This is a genomic window from Bradyrhizobium lablabi (genome assembly GCF_900141755.1).
Lineage (GTDB): Bacteria > Pseudomonadota > Alphaproteobacteria > Rhizobiales > Xanthobacteraceae > Bradyrhizobium > Bradyrhizobium lablabi_A.
This window is the reverse complement of sequence record NZ_LT670844.1, coordinates 4,795,222-4,813,923: the sequence shown is the minus strand read 5'-3', so window position 1 is coordinate 4,813,923 and position 18,702 is coordinate 4,795,222. Positions and strand designations below refer to the sequence as shown.

Annotated in this window: 19 protein-coding genes; 8 read left to right on the top strand and 11 right to left on the bottom strand. The window is 62.3% G+C overall.

Features of this window, described 5'->3' with window-relative positions:
• Positions 1 to 97: 97 nt before the first annotated feature.
• Together B5526_RS22360 and B5526_RS22355 are read right to left on the bottom strand one after the other, a co-directional pair.
• Positions 98 to 394, bottom strand: coding sequence for a hypothetical protein (locus B5526_RS22360; RefSeq protein WP_079541693.1), 297 nt, complete (start codon positions 392 to 394; stop codon positions 98 to 100).
• A gap of 3 nt (positions 395 to 397) precedes the next feature.
• Positions 398 to 1,792 (bottom strand): OmpA family protein, encoded by a 1,395-nt coding sequence (locus B5526_RS22355; RefSeq protein ID WP_079541691.1) that lies wholly within the window; start codon positions 1,790 to 1,792, stop codon positions 398 to 400.
• Between the two features lie 168 nt (positions 1,793 to 1,960).
• Here B5526_RS22355 and B5526_RS22350 point away from each other — a divergent pair, with 168 nt between their 5' ends.
• Complete coding sequence (locus tag B5526_RS22350) at positions 1,961 to 3,019, top strand: polysaccharide deacetylase family protein (protein ID WP_079541689.1); 1,059 nt, start codon at positions 1,961 to 1,963, stop codon at positions 3,017 to 3,019.
• A 192-nt stretch (positions 3,020 to 3,211) separates the two neighbouring features.
• Positions 3,212 to 4,012 (top strand): SDR family oxidoreductase, encoded by an 801-nt coding sequence (locus tag B5526_RS22345; RefSeq protein ID WP_079541687.1) that lies wholly within the window; start codon positions 3,212 to 3,214, stop codon positions 4,010 to 4,012.
• A 187-nt stretch (positions 4,013 to 4,199) separates the two neighbouring features.
• Here B5526_RS22345 and boxB read toward each other — a convergent pair whose 3' ends face one another.
• From boxB to B5526_RS22320, 5 genes are all read right to left on the bottom strand, one after another.
• Entirely contained in the window at positions 4,200 to 5,636 is a 1,437-nt protein-coding gene (gene boxB / locus B5526_RS22340) for a benzoyl-CoA 2,3-epoxidase subunit BoxB (RefSeq protein WP_079545191.1), read from the bottom strand.
• 113 nt (positions 5,637 to 5,749) lie between these two features.
• Complete coding sequence (gene boxC / locus B5526_RS22335) at positions 5,750 to 7,438, bottom strand: 2,3-epoxybenzoyl-CoA dihydrolase (protein WP_079541685.1); 1,689 nt, start codon at positions 7,436 to 7,438, stop codon at positions 5,750 to 5,752.
• Between the two features lie 106 nt (positions 7,439 to 7,544).
• Positions 7,545 to 8,054 carry a DUF309 domain-containing protein gene (locus B5526_RS22330; protein ID WP_079541683.1) on the bottom strand — a complete coding sequence of 170 codons (510 nt, stop codon included), beginning with the start codon at positions 8,052 to 8,054 and terminating at the stop codon, positions 7,545 to 7,547.
• 39 nt (positions 8,055 to 8,093) lie between these two features.
• Entirely contained in the window at positions 8,094 to 8,912 is an 819-nt protein-coding gene (locus tag B5526_RS22325) for an alpha/beta fold hydrolase (protein WP_079541681.1), read from the bottom strand.
• A gap of 113 nt (positions 8,913 to 9,025) precedes the next feature.
• Complete coding sequence (locus B5526_RS22320; RefSeq protein ID WP_079541679.1) at positions 9,026 to 10,564, bottom strand: benzoate-CoA ligase family protein; 1,539 nt, start codon at positions 10,562 to 10,564, stop codon at positions 9,026 to 9,028.
• Positions 10,565 to 10,718: 154 nt separating this feature from the next.
• Between B5526_RS22320 and B5526_RS22315 the strand changes: the two genes are divergently transcribed.
• On the top strand, positions 10,719 to 11,618 hold the full coding sequence (locus tag B5526_RS22315) for a helix-turn-helix transcriptional regulator (RefSeq protein ID WP_079541677.1): 900 nt from the start codon (positions 10,719 to 10,721) through the stop codon (positions 11,616 to 11,618).
• Between the two features lie 35 nt (positions 11,619 to 11,653).
• Here B5526_RS22315 and B5526_RS22310 read toward each other — a convergent pair whose 3' ends face one another.
• The gene (locus B5526_RS22310; RefSeq protein ID WP_244562384.1) at positions 11,654 to 12,013 is read right to left on the bottom strand and encodes a helix-turn-helix domain-containing protein; all 360 of its coding nucleotides are present in this window, start codon (positions 12,011 to 12,013) and stop codon (positions 11,654 to 11,656) included.
• Positions 12,014 to 12,033: 20 nt separating this feature from the next.
• Positions 12,034 to 12,378, bottom strand: coding sequence for a type II toxin-antitoxin system RelE/ParE family toxin (locus B5526_RS22305; protein ID WP_079541673.1), 345 nt, complete (start codon positions 12,376 to 12,378; stop codon positions 12,034 to 12,036).
• 101 nt (positions 12,379 to 12,479) lie between these two features.
• Here B5526_RS22305 and B5526_RS22300 point away from each other — a divergent pair, with 101 nt between their 5' ends.
• Entirely contained in the window at positions 12,480 to 13,025 is a 546-nt protein-coding gene (locus B5526_RS22300; protein WP_079541671.1) for a hypothetical protein, read from the top strand.
• An 81-nt stretch (positions 13,026 to 13,106) separates the two neighbouring features.
• Entirely contained in the window at positions 13,107 to 13,664 is a 558-nt protein-coding gene (locus tag B5526_RS22295) for a GNAT family N-acetyltransferase (protein ID WP_079541669.1), read from the top strand.
• 28 nt (positions 13,665 to 13,692) lie between these two features.
• On the opposite strand, the gene B5526_RS22290 is transcribed toward B5526_RS22295, so the two are convergent.
• Entirely contained in the window at positions 13,693 to 14,016 is a 324-nt protein-coding gene (locus tag B5526_RS22290) for a hypothetical protein (RefSeq protein ID WP_079541667.1), read from the bottom strand.
• 193 nt (positions 14,017 to 14,209) lie between these two features.
• Between B5526_RS22290 and B5526_RS22285 the strand changes: the two genes are divergently transcribed.
• The 3 genes from B5526_RS22285 (at position 14,210) to B5526_RS22275 (ending at position 17,566) form a co-directional block, all read left to right on the top strand.
• A complete protein-coding gene (locus B5526_RS22285; protein WP_079541665.1) occupies positions 14,210 to 15,565 on the top strand; it encodes an aromatic ring-hydroxylating dioxygenase subunit alpha in 1,356 nt (451 codons plus the stop codon).
• Between the two features lie 34 nt (positions 15,566 to 15,599).
• Positions 15,600 to 17,036 carry a glutamine synthetase family protein gene (locus tag B5526_RS22280; protein ID WP_079541663.1) on the top strand — a complete coding sequence of 479 codons (1,437 nt, stop codon included), beginning with the start codon at positions 15,600 to 15,602 and terminating at the stop codon, positions 17,034 to 17,036.
• Between the two features lie 176 nt (positions 17,037 to 17,212).
• Positions 17,213 to 17,566, top strand: a complete 354-nt coding sequence (locus tag B5526_RS22275) for a hypothetical protein (protein ID WP_079541661.1) — start codon at positions 17,213 to 17,215, stop codon at positions 17,564 to 17,566.
• A 136-nt stretch (positions 17,567 to 17,702) separates the two neighbouring features.
• Here B5526_RS22275 and B5526_RS22270 read toward each other — a convergent pair whose 3' ends face one another.
• Positions 17,703 to 18,668, bottom strand: coding sequence for an ABC transporter substrate-binding protein (locus B5526_RS22270; protein WP_079541659.1), 966 nt, complete (start codon positions 18,666 to 18,668; stop codon positions 17,703 to 17,705).
• Positions 18,669 to 18,702: the final 34 nt, after the last annotated feature.

The window sequence follows — 18,702 nt, the reverse complement described above, 5'->3', positions numbered from 1 at the left end:
GGTCGCGCCCCTCGCGCCTCGCCGAACAACTGTTCACGCCATCGAATTTTTGCCAGATCGTCGCCCTTTCCTGCGGCCTTTTGCTGCAGGCAGGCCTTCATGCCGCCGCCTTGGGGCGCGAAATCGCCCAGTCGCGCAGCCACGACCCCACCGCGCAGCCGAACAGATACGGCGCAAACATCAATAGCCCAAGATCGAGCCAATAGCCGGGGCGGCCGGGGACGATGCGCGCCAGCGCCGCCGCGACCAGGGCTGCGACCAACAGCGCGAGCCAGCGCGAGGTCCGCTTCGACAGGCCCTCTCCGCGTTGCACCACCGCGATCCAGCCCATGGCCAGCCCCAGCAACAGCGAGGCCAACAGCCAGCCCCAATGAAATGTCACGAGATAGGCCATGCTTTACCTCACCAGAAAATCGATGCGGCGGTTTTGCGCCTTGCCTTCGTCGGTATCGTTGGTGGCGACCGGCTGGGTCGAGCCGTAGCCGGTCGCGGTGAACCGGCTCGCGGGCAGGCCGGCCTTGATGAGATAATCCATCACCGCCTGCGCGCGCTTCTCCGACAGCGCCTGGTTGAAGGCGTCCTCGCCATCGGCGTCGGTGTGGCCGGCAATCTCGATATCGGCGGTCGGGCAGCGCAGCGCGATCTCGGTCAGGCGGTCGAGCAGGCCCGCCGAATCCGGATCGATGGTGCCGCGGCCGGACTCGAAGCGGATTTTCCCCTTCGCCAGGACTTCCGAAAACAACTGCTGGCAGACGGTGGGATCGACCGGCGCGGAAGCCGGCTTGACCGAAATGTCGGCCTTGAGCTGAAAGCCCTGCGGAAATTCCTTCGGCAAACCGCCGCGGATCTGGGCCGCCGCCGCGTCATAAAACGCATCGCCCGACAGCTTGACCTCCCGATCGGATACCACCAGCGTGCCGGTCGAGAGCCGCGACAAGGCGCCCAGCGCCGGCACCACGGCGGCGGCGAATCCGGATGGCGCGCCGACGCTGGCCTTGAGATTGTCGACCACTTTTTCGGAGAAGAATTTGCGCCCCGCGGCCGCTGCGATTGCGGCATGGACGTTGTTGTCGGGCACATAGCCGGTCAACGTCAGCGTCACCGCGACCGGATCCTTGTAAGCCTGAAAGATATAGGGCGGCGCCTTGATCTCGTTTAAGGCAACCGAAAAGCCTTCGGGGAGATTTTTAAGCGCCGCCGCGATCGCTTCGCGGCCGCCGAGATCGCGCGCCATGCCGGAAAGGCTGACCTTGTTGTCCGCGATCGTGACCTTGCCGTCCTTCAGTTTTCCGATCTGATCGAGCAGCAGCAGCGCGGCATTGTCGAAACGCGGCGGCGCGCCGCGCGACAGACTCATCTGGTCGACGACTTCGACGCCGCCGAGATCGGCGCGCGCCGTCTCCAGCAGCCTGCCCTTGCTGGAAGGCAGCGGCGCGTTGCCGCCGAGCGTGACCCTGACGACGTCCCGCTCCGCCGACCAGACGAACGGCTTGGCTTCGGGCACGAGCCTGGTCTCGTCATCGACCAGCCGCACGCCGGGCACGGCTTCCACCGAAGTGAGGGCGCTGCGGCGGCCATCTTCGGAAAACGCGTCCGCGGCAAAGGTGACGTCCCGGCCGGCGACCGTGATCCGTGTTTTGTCAAGGACCGTATCTTTAAGCGCCGCGCCGGAGCGGGCGGCCAGATCGGTCTCCAGGGGTTGGGTATTCGACCAGGCCGCGATGGCCCAAAAGACGACCAGTGGAACGAGACCCGGCCACCATTTGCTGCTCCACCTGAAAAGTTCGTGCATTCGACGTCCTGCGGCTCTGTAAACAGAGAGAAAACAAACCCTTGCGAGGCTGTCAAACCCGAAATAACAACGCAGGGTCCGAACCCGGACAGCCTGCCCGACTAACTGTTTCTTCAGCGGTTCCCCGCTAGTTTCGCAAGTGCATCCCAACCGGTCAGCCATGTCGTGATGAAGCAGTTTCGCAACAACGTCATCCGTGCCGGACTGGGAGCGCTATACGTGACCGGCGCGCATTATCTGCTGCGGCCGATCTTTGCCGGCGTCGGCGCCATTTTCATGCTGCACCATGTCCGCCCGCGCCGCGACGCCGAATTCCAGCCCAATCGTCACCTCGAGGTGACACCTGAGTTCCTGCGCGCGATGTTGTCGCATTTGCGCTCGCGCGGCATCGACATCATCACCATGGACGAGGTGCACCAGCGGCTGATCGAACGCAACTTTTCGCGGCGCTTCGCCTGCTTCACCCTCGACGACGGCTATCGCGACAACCGCGATTTCGCGCTGCCGCTGATGCGGGAGTTCGAGGCGCCGTTGACGGTCTATGTCGCGAGCGATTTTGCGCAAGGCACCGGCAGATTGTGGTGGATCGCGCTCGAGATGGCGATCGCAAGGGCCTCCTCGATCGAAGCGCCGATCGGCGGCGTCGCGACCCGGCTCGATACCTCGACGCCCCCCGCCAAGCAGGCCGCGTTCGACCGCCTGCACGACTGGCTGCGGGCGTTACCGGGCGAACAGGATACCGACCGCGAAATCGGCGCGCTGTGCGCCCGCCACGGCGTCGACGAAGCCGCGGTCTGCCGCGAGCTCTGTCTGTCCTTCGACGAGCTAAAGCCGTTGGCGCAAGACCCGCTGATCACGATCGGCGCCCATTCCATCACCCATCGCAATCTCGCCCGGCAATCGGCTGACATCGCGAGCCAGGAGATGGTGATCAGCCGCGCGCGAATAGAAGACGTCGTGCAGCGCCCCGTGGTGCATCTCGCCTATCCCTATGGCGACAAGATCGCGGCCGGCGCCCGCGAATTCGCGCTGGCGCTGGCGGCCGGATACAAGACCGCGGTGACGACGCGGCCGGGCATGATCTTCCCCGAAAGCGCCGGCCATCTGACCGCGCTGCCGCGGGTCTCGCTCAACGGCAACTATCAGGACACCCGGATTTTCCCGGTGCTGACGTCGGGTGCCGCCACCGCGATGTGGAACGGCTTTCGGCGCATCGACGCGGCGTAGACGCCTTCATTCGCATCTCTCAGCATGCTCGGACCTCATCCTGAGGAGCGCGCCGTGGCGCGCGGCCCCCCTCGTCCTTCGAGACGCCATGCTGCGCATGGCTCCTCAGGATGAGGGCGGGTCCAAGTTCTCTTCCTTGACTTGCTCCATTGCCGCGCTCAAAACCATGGGCAAAACCAATGGAGAAAACGCATGTTCAAGGATCTGTTCTCGCTGCAAGGGCGCGTTGCGGTGGTGACCGGGGGATCGCGCGGCATCGGCAAGATGATCGCGGCCGGGTTTCTCAATCAGGGCGCAGCAAAGGTTTACATCACCGCGCGGAAAGCGCCCGCCTGCGAGGCGACGGCGAAAGAGCTCACGGCCCAATATGGCGGCGAATGCATCGCGCTGCCGATCGATATTTCCGACCTTGCCGGCATCGAGATGCTGGCGAGTGAAATCAAGAAGCGCGAACCAAAACTCGACATCCTCGTCAACAATGCGGGTGCGGCGTGGGGCGCGGAGTTCGACGAGTTTCCGGAAAGCGGCTGGGACAAGGTGATGAACCTCAACGTCAAGACGCCGTTCTTTCTCACCAAGGCGCTGGCGGCACCGCTGCGCGCAGCCGCAAGCGCGCAAAAACCCGCCAAGGTGATCAATATCGCTTCGATCGACGGCATCTTCGTCAATCCGATGGAGACCTATTCCTATGCGGCCAGCAAATCGGGGTTGATTCACCTGACGCGGCGGATGGCGGCAAGACTAATCAAAGAGAATATCAATGTCACGGCGATCGCCCCGGGCGCGTTCAAATCCGACATGAACCGCGCGGCACGCGATCACGAAGACGAGGTGGCCCAGCGCGTGCCTGCCCGGCGCGTCGGAACCGATGAAGACATGGCCGGCGTCGCGATTTATCTCGCGTCGCGGGCTGGCGACTATGTCGTCGGCGCCACCATCGCCGTCGATGGCGGCGTCGTCTACGCCAATCCCGGACTTGAGATCGCGGGATAGAGGCGGGAAAGCATCGGAGGTGCGCTCCCTCGCCCCGCTCTTCGCGGGGAGAGGGTTGGGGTGAGGGGCCTTCTATCCGCGAGTGCAGAGGCTGAGGCACGCATCGTGCCATGCCCCTCACCCGAAATTCGAGTTGCACTCGAATTTCGACCTCTCCCCGCAAAAGGGCGGGGAGAGGTGAAGAAAATCACGTCTCGATCTTCACGTATTCAAAATCGCCGGGCTTGTTGTCGATGCCGACCTTGGGCGGGGAGATCCAGCCGGCGAACTGGCCGACCTCGGTCACCGGGCTCATCAGGGAAGCAATGAAATCGCCGTCTTCGGTCGACGGCAGCCAGTCGCTGCTTCGTGCTTTCCAGGTCGCATCGTCGATCAGGACGCCGTCGGGAGTAGCGTGGATATCCCTGAATTCGCCGATCTGGCGATGGAACGCGACGTTAGGCAGCGTCAGCTTGAAGTCATAGCCTGATGTCGAGATCACCTTGTTCCAGCGCAGCATTCCCTTGACGCAATCCTGCGTATAATCGTCGCGCAGCCGCATGTTGAGCGCGGTGAGCGCCGGCTCGTCGACGCGCTTGATCTCGCCACCCACGAGCTTGAGCACGGGATAGGTGTCCTTCTCGAGGCGGTGATCGTCCTTGATCTGGGTCTCGTGGTAGCGGCCCTTGATGCCCGAGTTGAAGGCGTTCGCGGCATTGGTGGAAACCTCGGAGCCGAACAGGTCGAGCGACAGCGAGTAGTGCAGATTGAGCTTCTTCTGGATAGTCGGAAGGTCGATCACCCCGAGCGCGCGGACTTTTGCAATGTCGGCGGGATCAGAGATGCCAGCCGCCTTCATCGCCTCACACGTCCGCTGCACCACGCGGGTGATGCCGGTCTCGCCGACGAACATGTGGTGTGCCTCTTCGGTCAGCATGAAGCGGCAGGTGCGCGACAGCGGATCGAAGCCGGATTGCGCGAGGCTATGCAGCTGCATCTTGCCGTCGCGATCGGTGAAGTAAGTGAACATGAAGAACGACAGCCAGTCGGGCGTCGCCTCGTTGAAGGCGCCGAGCATGCGCGGAGAGTCCGCATCGCCGGAGCGGCGGCGCAACAATTCATCCGCCTCCTCGCGCCCGTCACGGCCGAAATATTTCTGCAGCAGATAGACCATCGCCCAGAGATGGCGGCCTTCCTCGACATTGACCTGGAACAAATTGCGCAAGTCATAGAGCGAGGGCGCGGTCTTGCCGAGATGGCGCTGCTGCTCGACGGACGCGGGCTCAGTGTCGCCCTGGATCACGATCAGGCGGCGCAGGGCGGCGCGATATTCGCCGGGCACTTCCTGCCATGCGGGTTCGCCGAAATGCTGGCCGAACGGAATGACGCGATTTTCTTCCTGCGGCGCGAGAAGGATGCCCCAGCGATATTCCGGCATTCTCACGTAATCGAACTTGGCCCAGCCGCGCGGATCGACCGAATAGGCGGTGCGCAAATAGACCAGCGACTGCTGGAAACCCTCCGGCCCCATATCGCTCCACCAGTCCATATAACCGGGATGCCAGCCTTCGAGGGCTTTGAGCACCTGCCTATCCTCGCTGAGATTCACGTTGTTGGGAATCTTGGTGGAGTAATCGACGTTCATGATGTTCATGGCGGGGCCTCCGGTGTTGGGCGGACTTGATTGGCGAATGGCGAATGGCGAGTAGCGAATGGGGAAGGAAAAGCCATTCGCTATTCGCTACTCCCTATTCGCCCCTACACTCTCGTCATATCGAACTGCGCCTTCTGGCCGCTGCCGTAGCGGCGCAGCGCGCCTTCCTCGCCGACGGCGTTGGGGCGCTGGAAGATCCAGTTCTGCCAGGCGGTCAGGCGCGAGAATATTTTCGATTCCATGGTCTCGGGTCCGACGAAACGCAGATTGGCTTCCATACCGGTGAGACCGTCGGGCGAGAAAGAGGTGCGCTCCTCGAAAAACACCCGGATTTCGTCGTCCCAGTCGATATCGTCGAGCGCGAAGGTGACGAGGCCGAGCGCCTCGGCCTCTTCCGCATCGATCGCCTCGCCGATCTTTTGCTGCGCGCGTTCGATATCCGACGGATCGGCCTGGAAGCGCGATTGCAATCGCGTTAGCCCATGGCTCATCGGATAGGGCCCAAAGTTCATCGCCGACAGTTCGATGGTCGGCGGGGCGCGGTTGTCGCCCTGCTTTTGGCCGATCAGCATATAGGAGCGGTCGGCCGCGAACACGAGTTCGGCGAGCGTGCCGGCGAAGCACGAGCCGGGTTCAACCAGCGTCACGAGGGTGCGCGAGGTGACGTCGATGCGTTTGAGCACCCGCTTCCAGTACTGCCGGATTTCATTGACCAGCCAGTGCGCCTTGTTGGCTTCGAGAAAGGCGTCGCAGGCCAGCACATTGGCGCGATCGCCGTGCGACTTGAACACCAGCATCGCGGTCTCGAGCTCGTTGATGCGTAAGTGAAGGATGGCGTCGTCGAGTTCGCGCGCCACCTGCAGCGGCCAGAATGACGCGCCTTTCGCGATCATTCCGTCGATATCTGATGGCGGCGCTTCCTCGGGCGCATTGATCGAAATGGTCGCAATGCGCGCGGCGCGATTGATGTCGACGCTGACGAGGCCATAGCGGACGCTGTTCTCGTCGATGGTGCGCGTCAGGGGGCTAAGCGAAATGCCCTTGCCGTTGCCGTCGCGTTTCGAGGCGGCCGAAAATTCGCGTGCGCGCTCGGCGACCTTGGCCTCGAGCTTGCTGTTCGGCACAATCTCGTCGACGAGGCGCCACGCAACCGCGCGCTTGCCCTTGATGCCTTCCTCGATGGTGCAGAAATAGTCGGCGTGATCGCGGCGCACCTTGCGCTTGTCGACCACCCGCGTCAGCCCGCCGGTACCGGGCAGCACCGCGAGCAGCGGCACTTCCGGCAGCGCCACGGCAGCGGCGCCGTCATCGGCAAGGATGATGTGATCGGTCGCCAGCGCCAGTTCATAGCCGCCGCCGGCCGCGGTGCCGTTGACGACGGTGATAAAGCGCTGCCCGGAATTTTCGGATGAATCCTCCAGACCGTTGCGGGTCTCGTTGGTGAATTTGCAAAAATTGACCTTGTGGGCGTGGGTCGCGCCGGCCAGCATGCGGATATTGGCGCCGGCGCAGAACACGCGGTTTTTGCCCGAGCGCACCACCACGACCTTCACCCCGGGATGCTCGAAGCGCAACCGCTGCACGGCGTCGGCGAGCTCGATATCGACGCCGAGATCGTAGGAATTCAGCTTTAACTGATAGCCCTCGAACAGCCCGCCATTCTCGTCGACATCCATGGTCAATGTCGCGACGTCACCTGCGACATCGAGCTTCCAGTGCCTGTAGCGCGACGGCTCGGTCTGGAAATCGATGTATCTGGCGCCGCCAGCAAGGACGCGGTCTTCGCCGGCCATGGGCCACCTCACCTGTTTTGACTGTCTTTTGGCTTCTCTTAACATGCATAATAGTGCATGTTTTGGATGGGGTCTAGGGCCTAAAGCATAAAATCTGCATTTTGTTTCATGTGCGAGCGACCGCCCCGATCGCCACCCAATCCGTCTTGGAGAGCGACGGTAACGCCAATCGGGCGCGCAGCAGCGCTGCTAGCGCCGCTGCTGGAAAGCCATCAGCAAAGCCGTCGCCGCCGGCGACCGCCTTGCGCAGCGTATCGAGCTCGCCCAGCGCTTCGCCGAAAAACCGCGCCGCCGCGTGCGGCTTCTGCATGCGAAGCCTCAGATTGGCATAGGCGATGTGGATGCAGGCGCGCAGCAGGATGCGCTCGCGCCCGCCCTGCGGTGCAGCCGCCCACACCGTCTCCAGGATCTCCTGTGCTTCCCAGAAATAGCCATGGTCGTTGAGGGCGATGCCGTAACGCAGCGCCGGATGGCGCGCCGGCACATAGCCGCCAAAGCGCGACGGCACTAATAATTTGGCTTGCGCCAGCGTTTCGTAATCGGCGGCGGCCTCCGCGGTCTCGCCGGGCACATAGGCCCATTGCGGCAGCGGAAGGTTTGGCGGCGGGATGCTCATGGCGGCATCGCCACCACGATCATCGTCACGTCCAATGGCTTACGCCGCCCGTCCCCGCGAGCCTTCGTGCACGTCGAGAATGCGACTTGCAAATTCCGAGATCGCATTGAGCGTCGCCCCCGGCGCTTCACGATGCGGCGAATGTCCGGCCGCTGGAATGATGGTCACATCAACCGGACAATAGCACTCTTGCTCTGCGATTTCGACCTGGCGGATTGTCCCATACTGGTCGTCCGAGCCTTGCAGGATCGCAACCGGTACGCGGATGTAGGCGAGGTATTCCGAAATATCCCAGTTGCGAAATCCTGGGTCGAGCCAGGCGCCGTTCCACCCGTAGAAGGCGTTGTCGACATCCTTGTGCCAGCGCGCCAGTTTTGCCTTCAGATCGGTAGTTACATAGGCCGTCTTGATCTCGGCGATCGAGGTCACCGAGATGTCCTCGACGACAAAATGCGGCGCGATCATCGCGACACCCTGCACGCGGTGATCCTGGCGCGAGCCGGCATAGATCGCCGCGATCGACGCGCCGTCGGAGTGGCCGACGAGAAGGCCGCGGCGAAAGCCGATTTGGTCCAGCAGTTCTGGCAATACGTCCAGCGCCTCGATATGCATGTAGTCGAGCGGCCGCGGCAATTGTGCGGGCGTCGAAGCGCCATAGCCCGCGCGGGAATAGACGAATACGCCGGCGCCGGTCGCGGCTTGGAGCTTTTCGGGAAAATCGCCCCACATCCCGGCCGAGCCCAGGCCTTCGTGCAGCATGACAATAGTCGGCGCGTCAGCGGGCGCAGGCCCGATCATGCGGTATTCGAGATCGCAGGCGCCGATGGTGAGGAAGCCGGTGGGCTGCAAAGCGCTCATGTCTTATATCCGTGGCTCAAATTCTTCGTCATGCCCGCGCTTGTCGCGGGCATCCACGTCTTTCTTGGCGGCCAGAAAGGCGTGGATGGCCGGGTCAAGCCCGGCCATGACGGCTAGTTGTGTTCCCGCAATTTAAACCGTTGGATCTTCCCCGTCGCCGTCTTCGGCAGGCTATCCACCACGTCGATCCAGCGCGGATATTTCCACGGGCCGATCTTCTGCTTGACGTGCTCTTTTAGCAGCTCATGCAGGCCCGCGGTGTTGGCGCCTGCCCGCAGGACGACAAAAGCTTTCGGCTTCAAGAGTCCTTCCGGGTCGGCTTCGGGCACGACGGCGGCTTCCAGCACCGCTGGGTGGGTGATCAGCGCGCTCTCGACCTCGAACGGCGAGACCCAGATGCCGGACACCTTGAACATGTCGTCGCTGCGGCCGCAGAACGTGTAGCGGCCATCGGCGTCGCGAATGTATTTGTCGCCGGTGCGGGTCCAGTGGCCCTCAAAGGTGCGGCGGCTCTTGCTGCGCTGATTCCAGTAGCCCTCGCCCGCCGACGGCGCGTCGACCAAGAGTTCGCCGACTTCGCCATCGGGCACCTCAGCGCCGGCATCATTGACGAGCCGCACGTTGTAACCCGGCACCGGACGCCCCGAGGTGCCGTATTTGATATCGCCGGGAGCATTGGAGAGAAAGATGTGCAGCAACTCCGTGGAGCCGACGCCGTCGAGAATGTCGACGCCGAACCGCGACTTCCAGGCATTGCCGACCGATTCCGGCAGCGCCTCGCCGGCGGAGGTACAGATGCGCAGGCGCGAACCGCAGCGCTCGTGCTTCAGCGTCTCGTCGTTGAGCATCGCGGAGAACAGCGTCGGCACGCCGAAGAAGATGCTGGGATGATATTTGTTCATCAGCGCAAACATCACAGCCGGCGTCGGACGTTCGGAATTGAGAATCGTAGAAGCGCCGACCGACATCGGAAACGTCAGCGCGTTGCCGAGGCCGTAGGCGAAAAACAGTTTTGCCGCCGATAGCCCGACATCGTCCTCGCGAATGCCGAGCACTTGTTTGGCGTAGGTGTCCGCGGTCGCGGCGAGGCTGGAATGCAGATGCCGCACGCCCTTGGGCATGCCGGTCGAGCCCGACGAATAGAGCCAGAATGCCGGTTCGTCCGGATGGGTCGCTGCCGTTGCAAACACCTCGCTCTCGGGCGCGATCTCGTCTGAAAATTTCTTGTAGCCATGCGCCTCCTTGCCCGAGACAACGACGTGCTCGAGATCTGGCATCCGCCCCAGCATGTCCTTGACCACGGGCAACAGCGCTTCGGAAACAAACAGCACGCGCGCGCGGCAATCCGCCAGCACATAGGCGTATTGATCCGATGTCAAAAGCGTGTTGAGCGGCACCGGCACCACGCCGGCGCGGATCGCGCCGAGAAACACGACCGGAAAATCCACCGTGTCGAGCATGATCATGGCAACGCGCTCTTCGCGGCGGACGCCGAGCTGGCGCAGCAGATTGGCAAGCCGGCGGCTTTGCTTTTGCAATCCGCCATAGGTCAGCTCAGAAACGGTGTCTGTGAAGGCGAGTTTTTCGGCGCGGCCCTCCTCGACATTGCGATCGAGGAGCCACGTCACCGCATTGTAGGAATCGGCGCTCATGGCGCGTTTCCGTATGCCAAGCGTGTCACGAGGCTTCCTCCCCAGGATTTTAAGAATTATAATTCATAGGAAGCCACTATGTGCGCTTGCTGTCAATCCTTATCGGCACTATGTTTCCGAACGTGTATTCGCGGCCGAACCGAACCCCGGGGAAATGACCGAACATCCCGATCCTGAATCCGGCTTTCTCGCCTATCTCGGCCAGCGCGTGCGCACCATGCGCGCGCTGCGCGGCATGTCGCGCAAGGTGCTCGCAAAAGTTTCGGGGATTTCCGAACGCTACATCGCGCAGCTTGAAAGCGGCAAGGGCAACGTCTCGATCGTGCTGTTGCGGCGCGTATCGAACGCGATGGGCGCGCATCTGGAAGATCTCATTCCGGCAGCTGAGCCTTCGCCCGACTGGCCTGTCATCCGCGATCTCCTGCGAAAAGCCACGCCGAGCCAGGTCGCGCGGGCCAAGGATATTTTGGCCGGCCAAAGCGGCGGCGCGGCGTTGCGGCAAACGTCATTCGCCGGCATCGCGCTGATCGGGCTGCGCGGCGCCGGCAAATCCACGCTCGGCAAGATGCTGGCGAAGCAGATCGGCTGGAGCTTTGTCGAACTCAACAAGGAGATCGAGACGCAGAACGGTCTGTCCGTCGCCGAGATCATCGCGCTCTACGGCCAGGAAGGTTTTAGGCGCATGGAGCAGGCCGCGCTCGGGCAATTATTGGCGCGGAAAGAGCTGATGGTGCTCGCGACCGGCGGCGGCATCGTCTCCGAGCCGCTGACCTTCGACCTGATCCTGTCGTCGTTCTACACCATTTGGCTGAAGGCCGAGCCGGAAGAGCATATGGCGCGGGTGCGCAGCCAGGGCGATTTGCGCCCGATGGCGGATGATCGCTCGGCGATGAGCGAATTGCGCACGATTCTGTTGAGCCGCGAGCCGCTCTATGCGCGGGCCTCCGCGGTAGTCGATACCGCGGGGCTCTCGGTGGACGCGGCGGCGGCGCGACTGATCGATGCGGTAGCGCCGGTGCTGGAGAGCGAACCGCGAATGTTCGCGCGGGGGTGAGCTACGTGTCCTGGACGGCGGTACGGCGATTGCGCTTACGTGCGCGTTGAAGCTCTAACCGTCCGTCGACGCCCGTGCGCAACCGCAGATGAGGCCGCGCGTGGCACGATGCGCGCATCCTTTTTGCGCGCCCTAAAGGTCACGGACACTTCAACGTCCTCGTCGAGCTTGCCCAGAATCGCAATCATCCGGTCAAGCGTGAAACGGCCGAGCTGCGTATTGCGAATGCGGGAGAATTCCGAATGGGAGACGCCCGTCAGCTTTTCCGCGTCTCGCGTCGATAGCTTGCGCCCGTCCATAATGTGGATGATCTTCGCGGCGGTGATGGCGCGCGCCTGCTCAAGGCCTGCGTTGGGCCGCCCAAAATCGCGATACACGTTGCCGCTGCCACGCACCAATTCCAGATCGTGTCTTTTCATTTCAGAGCCTCCTTCAAGCGTTTGAGCCTGTCATGAATAAGGTCAAGCTCCATCCGCGGAGTCTTGATTCCTGATTTCGATTTCTTCTGGAATGCATGGATCACCCAGATGTCCGCATCGATCTTGACTGCATAGAGCGCACGAAAGGCGTCATTGCGATACCGCAAGGCAATCTCGAACACACCGCCATCAACGCCCTTGAACGGCTTCGCCTTCTCCGACTTTCCGCCCTCCGCGGCGACGGTGAGCGCGTCGAGCATGTCGCTCTGAACGTCCTTCGGGAAATCCTCAAAATCCCTGCGCGCGGCCTTGATCCAGGAAACATTTCTGGTGTTCCGCATTCATGCATGTTGACATATTTGTCAACACTCTGCAAGGTGCCCCCACAAGAATCCCAAATTTCTGCGCATCGCCTCTTGAGAATTCGCGATACTTATCCATCATGAAACTGCTTTTCCTCCACGGCTCGCCCGCGGCCGGCAAACTGACGGTCGCAAAAGCGCTGCTCGGAATGGTCTCCGGTCGGCTGTTCGACAATCACGCGGCGATCGATCTGGCGCGGACGATCTTCGACTTCGGCGCACCCGGATTCTGGGAGCTGGTCCACAGCGTAAGGTCAGCTGCCTTTGACGCCGCCGCGGAACACGGCGTTTCGCTTGTGGTCACGACCTTCTGCTACGCCGATCCGGAGGACCTTCCGCAGTACGAGAAATTCGAGGAGATCATACACCGGCGCGGCGGCGAATTGCTTCCGGTGTTCCTGCACTGCTCCAGGGAAGAAGCCGCGCGCAGGGTCGGCAATCCCGATCGCGTCGAGCGGCGGAAGATGGCGTCAGCGGAAAGCCTGATCAAATATCTCGATAACTACAAATTCTCGCCGGTGCCGCGGCCCAACTGTCTCATGCTCGACACCGAGGTGAGATCGGCGGAGGCGACCGCGCGGGAAATCATTAGCCATTTCGGCCTTGGCGCGGCGCACAGTTCTTGAGATTCGCCGGTCGAGCGCTGAAGAGATCTGCGCGGCCTTTAAACCGTTGCTCGCGCAGGAGCGGAAACGCTATACAAATCCATGGCCCAGCCCGATGCGTCCGTCCCGCAGAAGCTCAAGATACGCCGTCTCGAAGCGGATGATGTCGCGGCCTATCGCGAGCTGCGCCTCGAGGCATTGACGAGTCACCCGGAGGCATTCGGCGCGTCATGGGAGGACGAGTCGGTCAAACCTACCTCATGGTGGACGGAGCGGCTGGAAGCGAACACCGTCTTTGGAGGCTGGATCGATCACTCGCCCCTCCTCGGCATGGCCGGTTTCCATGTGAATGGCGCCGCCAAACATCGGCACAAGGGCATATTGTGGGGCATGTATGTTCGCCCCGACGCGCGCGGGACAGGATTGGCGGCGGCCCTTGTGCAGCGGGTGATCGAGCATGCACAGGCGCTGGTCGAAGAGATTTGCCTGACGGTCGTGTCGACGAACGCCGCTGCCCATCGTCTTTACCGCGCGGCTGGGTTCGAACAATACGGGCTCGAGCGCCGGGCGCTGAAGGTCGGCAACGATTATTATGACGAAGTGCTGATGGCTCGGTCGCTCCAGCCCCGAAAACCTGTGCCTGAGCCCCACCCGAGTTAGCCGCGTGTCCCGGACGCGGGTCTGCCGTCTAACCCTTCACCTTCCCGAAGACAGCCTGATACCAATACCTTTTGGGGTCGCGAAACCAATCCCGGTTTTTTGCGGTTTCAAATTTCGCCAATTGCCGCATGTCGACGCCGTAGCGACGGCACAGCGCGAGAATTTGCCGAAGGTCGTCGTTACCCGGCCTGCGCTTGAGTTGAACCACCAAACCCCTGCCACTACCGTCGCCGTCGCAGCTCTCCACGCAGGGGATGCGTGACCACCATTCGAGAAACAACAATTCGTCGTTCCGGTGAAAAAACCGTACGCCTTTTTCCATATGGGTGAGGGTCAGGAGAGGAACGGTCATAGCGCATGTTGCCTTGCAGGCGATCCAGGTTGCAAGGCGTCTCGAATACTGCATGGACAAGGCTACGCTACGTTCCTCGAATGCTTAACCCCGCCCAACAAATCCGCTTGCCTGGAACCGCAAGCCTAGTAACTTGATTTCGAACGAATATTCGATTTTAAGACCAATTCCGTTGTCACGGAGACCCGCTGCCATGATGAGCCAGGAACAGAATGACCTGATGACCCGCACCGGGCCCAAGGACCCCTGCGGGAAACTGATGCGGATGTACTGGCAGCCGGCGGCTCTGGTGGATGAATTGCAGGGACCGCGGCCGGTGCGGCCGGTAAAGTTGCTTGGCGAGAACCTGGTGCTGTTTCGCGACGAGCAAGGCGGCTACGGCCTGATCGAGCGGCATTGCGCGCATCGCGGCGCCGACCTTGCGTTTGGCCGGCTGGAAAACGGCGGGCTTCGTTGCGCCTTCCACGGCTGGCTGTTCGACGCGTCAGGCCAATGCCTGGAAACGCCGGCCGAGCCAAAGGACTCGCAGCTGTGCAAAGGAATAAAACAGCGCGCCTATCCGGTGGTCGAGAAGAGCGGCATCCTCTGGGCTTATCTCGGCGAAGGCGAGCCGCCGGCATTTCCGGAGATCGACTGTTTTGTGGCGCCCGATAGCCACACCTTCGCGTTCAAGGGCCACATCAACTGCAACTGGCTGCAGGCGCTGGAGGTCGGCATCGACCCGTCGCACGCCTCGTTCCTGCATCGATTCTTCGAGGACGAGGATACGTCTGCCGCTTACGGCAAGCAGTTCCGCGGGGCGTCGGCCGGCAGCGACATGCCGATGACAAAGATCCTGCGCGAATATGACCGGCCCATCATCAATGTCGAGCAGACCGAATATGGTTTGAGGCTCATTGCGCTCCGCGAGATCGATCACGAACGCACCCATGTCCGCGTCACCAACCAGCTCTTCCCGCATGGTTTTGTCATTCCGATGAGCACGGAGATGACGATCACGCAGTGGCACGTGCCGGTCGATGACGAGAATTGCTATTGGTACGCGATCTTCACCTCCTACTCGACGCCGGTCGACAAGAAGAAGATGCGCGACCAGCGTCTTGAACTCTATGAATTGCCGGATTATCGCTCGCGCAAGAACAAGTCGAACGATTACGGTTTCGATCCGCACGAGCAGGCGACGCAGACGTTCACCGGCATGGGCAGCGACATCAACGTGCATGACCAGTGGGCAGTGGAATCGATGGGCGCGATCCAGGATCGCACCCGCGAGCATCTCGGCAGCGCCGACAAGGCCATCGTGCAATATCGCCGCCTGCTGCGGCAGGAGATCGAGAAGGCCGCGTCCGGCACAAAGCCGTTCATGTTCCTCGATGCCGCGCACGCCCGCTCCATCCAGGGCCCTGCCACCATGGACGGCATCGGCCCGACGCGCGGCTGGGAGACTTATTGGATGGAAGTCGACGTCAAGCGGCGGCGCGGCGCGCCGTGGGCGGCGCCGGTTCCCCAGGAGATTGCCGACAAGATTCCTCATCTTAGGGCCGTGTGATGACGAAACCGGTCCGGCGTCCGGAGGCTGCGCGTTGAGTTTTGTCGAGCGTCACGGCCTCTGGTCGAGCGAGCAGAAGGAAGCGGCGGCGCGCCTCAAGCGCATCGTCGAAGAGCAAAAGCTCGAAGTCATCAGACTGTCTTTCCCCGATCAGCACGGCATCCTGCGCGGCAAGACGCTGGTCGCAAGCGAGGCGCTGGCCTCGCTCGAAAGCGGATGCACCATCACCACGACGATGTTCGCCAAGGACACCTCGCACAAGACGGTGTTTCCGGTGTTCACCTCCGGCGGCGGATTTGGAATGCGGGAGATGGAAGGCGCCGCCGACGTCCTGATGGTGGCGGATCCCACAAGCTTTCGCGTGCTGCCCTGGGCGCCCGCCACCGGCTGGCTGTTGTGCGATGTCTATTTTGCCGATGGGCGGCCGGTGCCGTTCGCAACGCGCAATCTCTATAGATCGGTTCTGACAAAACTCAGCAACCGCGGCTACGATTTTGTCGCCGGCCTCGAGGTCGAATTCCACATCTTCAAGCTCGAAGACGCCCGAATGGCACCGGAGGATGCTGGCCAGCCCGGGCAGCCGCCTGAAGTGAGCCTGCTGTCGCACGGCTATCAATATCTGACCGAGCAGCGCTACGACCAGATGGAGCCGGTGCTCGAAATTCTCAGGCGCGACATTGTCGCGCTCGGTCTGCCGCTGCGCTCGATCGAGGTCGAGTTCGGCCCGAGCCAGTGCGAATTCACCTTCGCACCGAGGAAAGGGCTCGAGCCCGCCGACATCATGATCCTGTTCCGCAGCGCCGTGAAGCAGATCGCCCATCGCCATGGCTATCACGCGACCTTCATGTGCCGCCCGAAACTGCCGAATTTGTTCGCGTCGGGCTGGCATCTGCATCAGTCGATCGTGTCGCGTGCCGGCGGCGAGAATGCCTTTATGAGCAAGGGCGGCGACGAGGTTTTGAGCGCCTTCGGCAAAAACTATCTCGGCGGGCTGCTAAAACATGCGCGCGCGTCCGCCGTGTTCGCGACGCCGACGATCAACGGCTACAAACGCTACCGCACCTATTCGCTGGCGCCGGATCGCGCGATCTGGGGCCGCGACAATCGCGGCGTGATGGTGCGCGTGCTCGGCCGCGCCGATGATCCCGCAACGCGCCTGGAAAACCGGATCGGCGAGCCCGCCGCCAATCCCTATCTCTATATGGCCTCGCAGATTTTGTCCGGCCTCGACGGCGTCGATCGCAAGCTCGATCCTGGCCCGTCCGCCGACACGCCCTATGAAACGCAAGCCGAGCCGCTGCCGAAAACGCTGCGCGAAGCGGTGATCGCGCTCAAGGACGATGCGTTCTTCCGCGGGGCGCTCGGCGCAGGCTTTGTCGACTACTACGTTCACATCAAGAACGCCGAGATCGAGCGCTTCCAGGCCGAAGTATCGGACTGGGAGCAGCGCGAATATTTCGAGATGTTTTGAGGTTTTGGGCCGTCATTCCGGGGCGATGTGAAACATCGAGCCCGGAATCTCGAGATTCCGGGTTCATGCTTTGCATGCCCCGGAATGACGGAAGAGCGCACACCGCCAAAATAGTGTATCCTTGCGGGATTGCGTGACCATCTCACCTGCGGTCAGGACAAGGCAGGAGTTTTCAGATGAAAAAACTTTCCCGTATTGCGATAGCCACCACCCTATTGATGTGCCCGCCGGCCGGCGTCGTGCTGGCCCAGAGCACGCCGAGCAACGACACGCCGGCCGCCACAACGCCTGCGCCGGCAGCGGCGCCCGCCACGCAACCGACAACGGCGCCCGCCGCACAACCGACAGCTACGCCGCCTACGGCTGCGACCCCGACCGAGCCCGACACGGCAACGAAGAAAAAGAAGCCGTCAAAAAAGATCAGCCGGCGGCAGGAGATCGATAGATCGATCGACAGCGGCACAGTCCCCTCGCGCTATCGCAGCTCGGTACCGAAGGAATACCAGCAATATATTCCGTTCTCGAAATAGGAGGGGTGTCCTCGTAACGCGCCGTCATGCCCGGGCTCGTCCCGGGCATCCACGTCTTTGCTACTCCTTCGGGAAGAAAGACGTGGATGGCCGGGACGAAGCCCGGCCATGACGGAAAGAGATGTGAACGCCCCCTTCACTCGATCGCGTCGTCGGCGCGGGCGAGCAGCGAAGGCGGGATCGTGATTCCGAGCAGTTTCGCGGTTTTCAGATTGATGACCAGTTCGAATTTGACCGGCTGCTCGACCGGAAGGTCCGCCGGCTTTTCGCCTCGCAAAATCTTGTGCACGAAGGTCGCGGCATACCTGAACAACGCCGGCCCATCCGCGCCATAGGACATCAGGCCGCCGTTCTCGGCAAAGGCGCGAACGCCGGTTGCTGCCGGCAGGCGATGCGCAAGGGTGAGTTCGACCATGCGTTTGGTCGGCAGACTGGCTTGATAGACCAGGGCATCGGCTTTTTCCTTCACCACCGTGGCAACGGCCGCTTCGAGTTCGTCCGGGCCGCGGACCATCACTATGGGACCGATCTCGGTTGCGGTGCCGGCGCCGGCGCGATGGATTTGTTCGAGCAGGAATTTCGCAAATGAGGGATCGTCGGCATTGGCAATCGCAGCTATCTTCGTTGCAGACGGCAGCATGTCGCGGAACAGCTCCACGCATTTGCCGTGAGCTTCCGCGCCCATCTGGGACAGGCCGGTGACATTTGCGCCGGGCCGGGCAAGACTATCGACCAAACCCGTCACGACCGGATCGCCCGCCATGATGACGATCGGAATTTCGCGCGTGGCCTGTTTCGCAGCCAGGGCGCAGGGCGTGTAAAGCGCCACGATGACGTCGACCTTGAGCCGAACCAGCTCGGCTGCGAGTTCGGGCAACCGGCTGAGCTGTCCGTCCGCCGAGCGGAGCTCGATGGTGTAATCTTGGCCGTCGATGTGACCGAGTTCGCGTAGGCCTTCGCGCAGCTCCTTCAGGAATGACGGCACGTCGGAATTGTCGATCACCAGCGCGCCGATCCGTTTCATGGCGGACGGCTGCGCGCGCGCCGCGAGCGGCCACGCCGTCGCGGCGCCGAGAAGCGCCATGAAATGCCGTCGCTTCATGTCTACTCCCGGCCTGAGGGGAACATATTGCCCG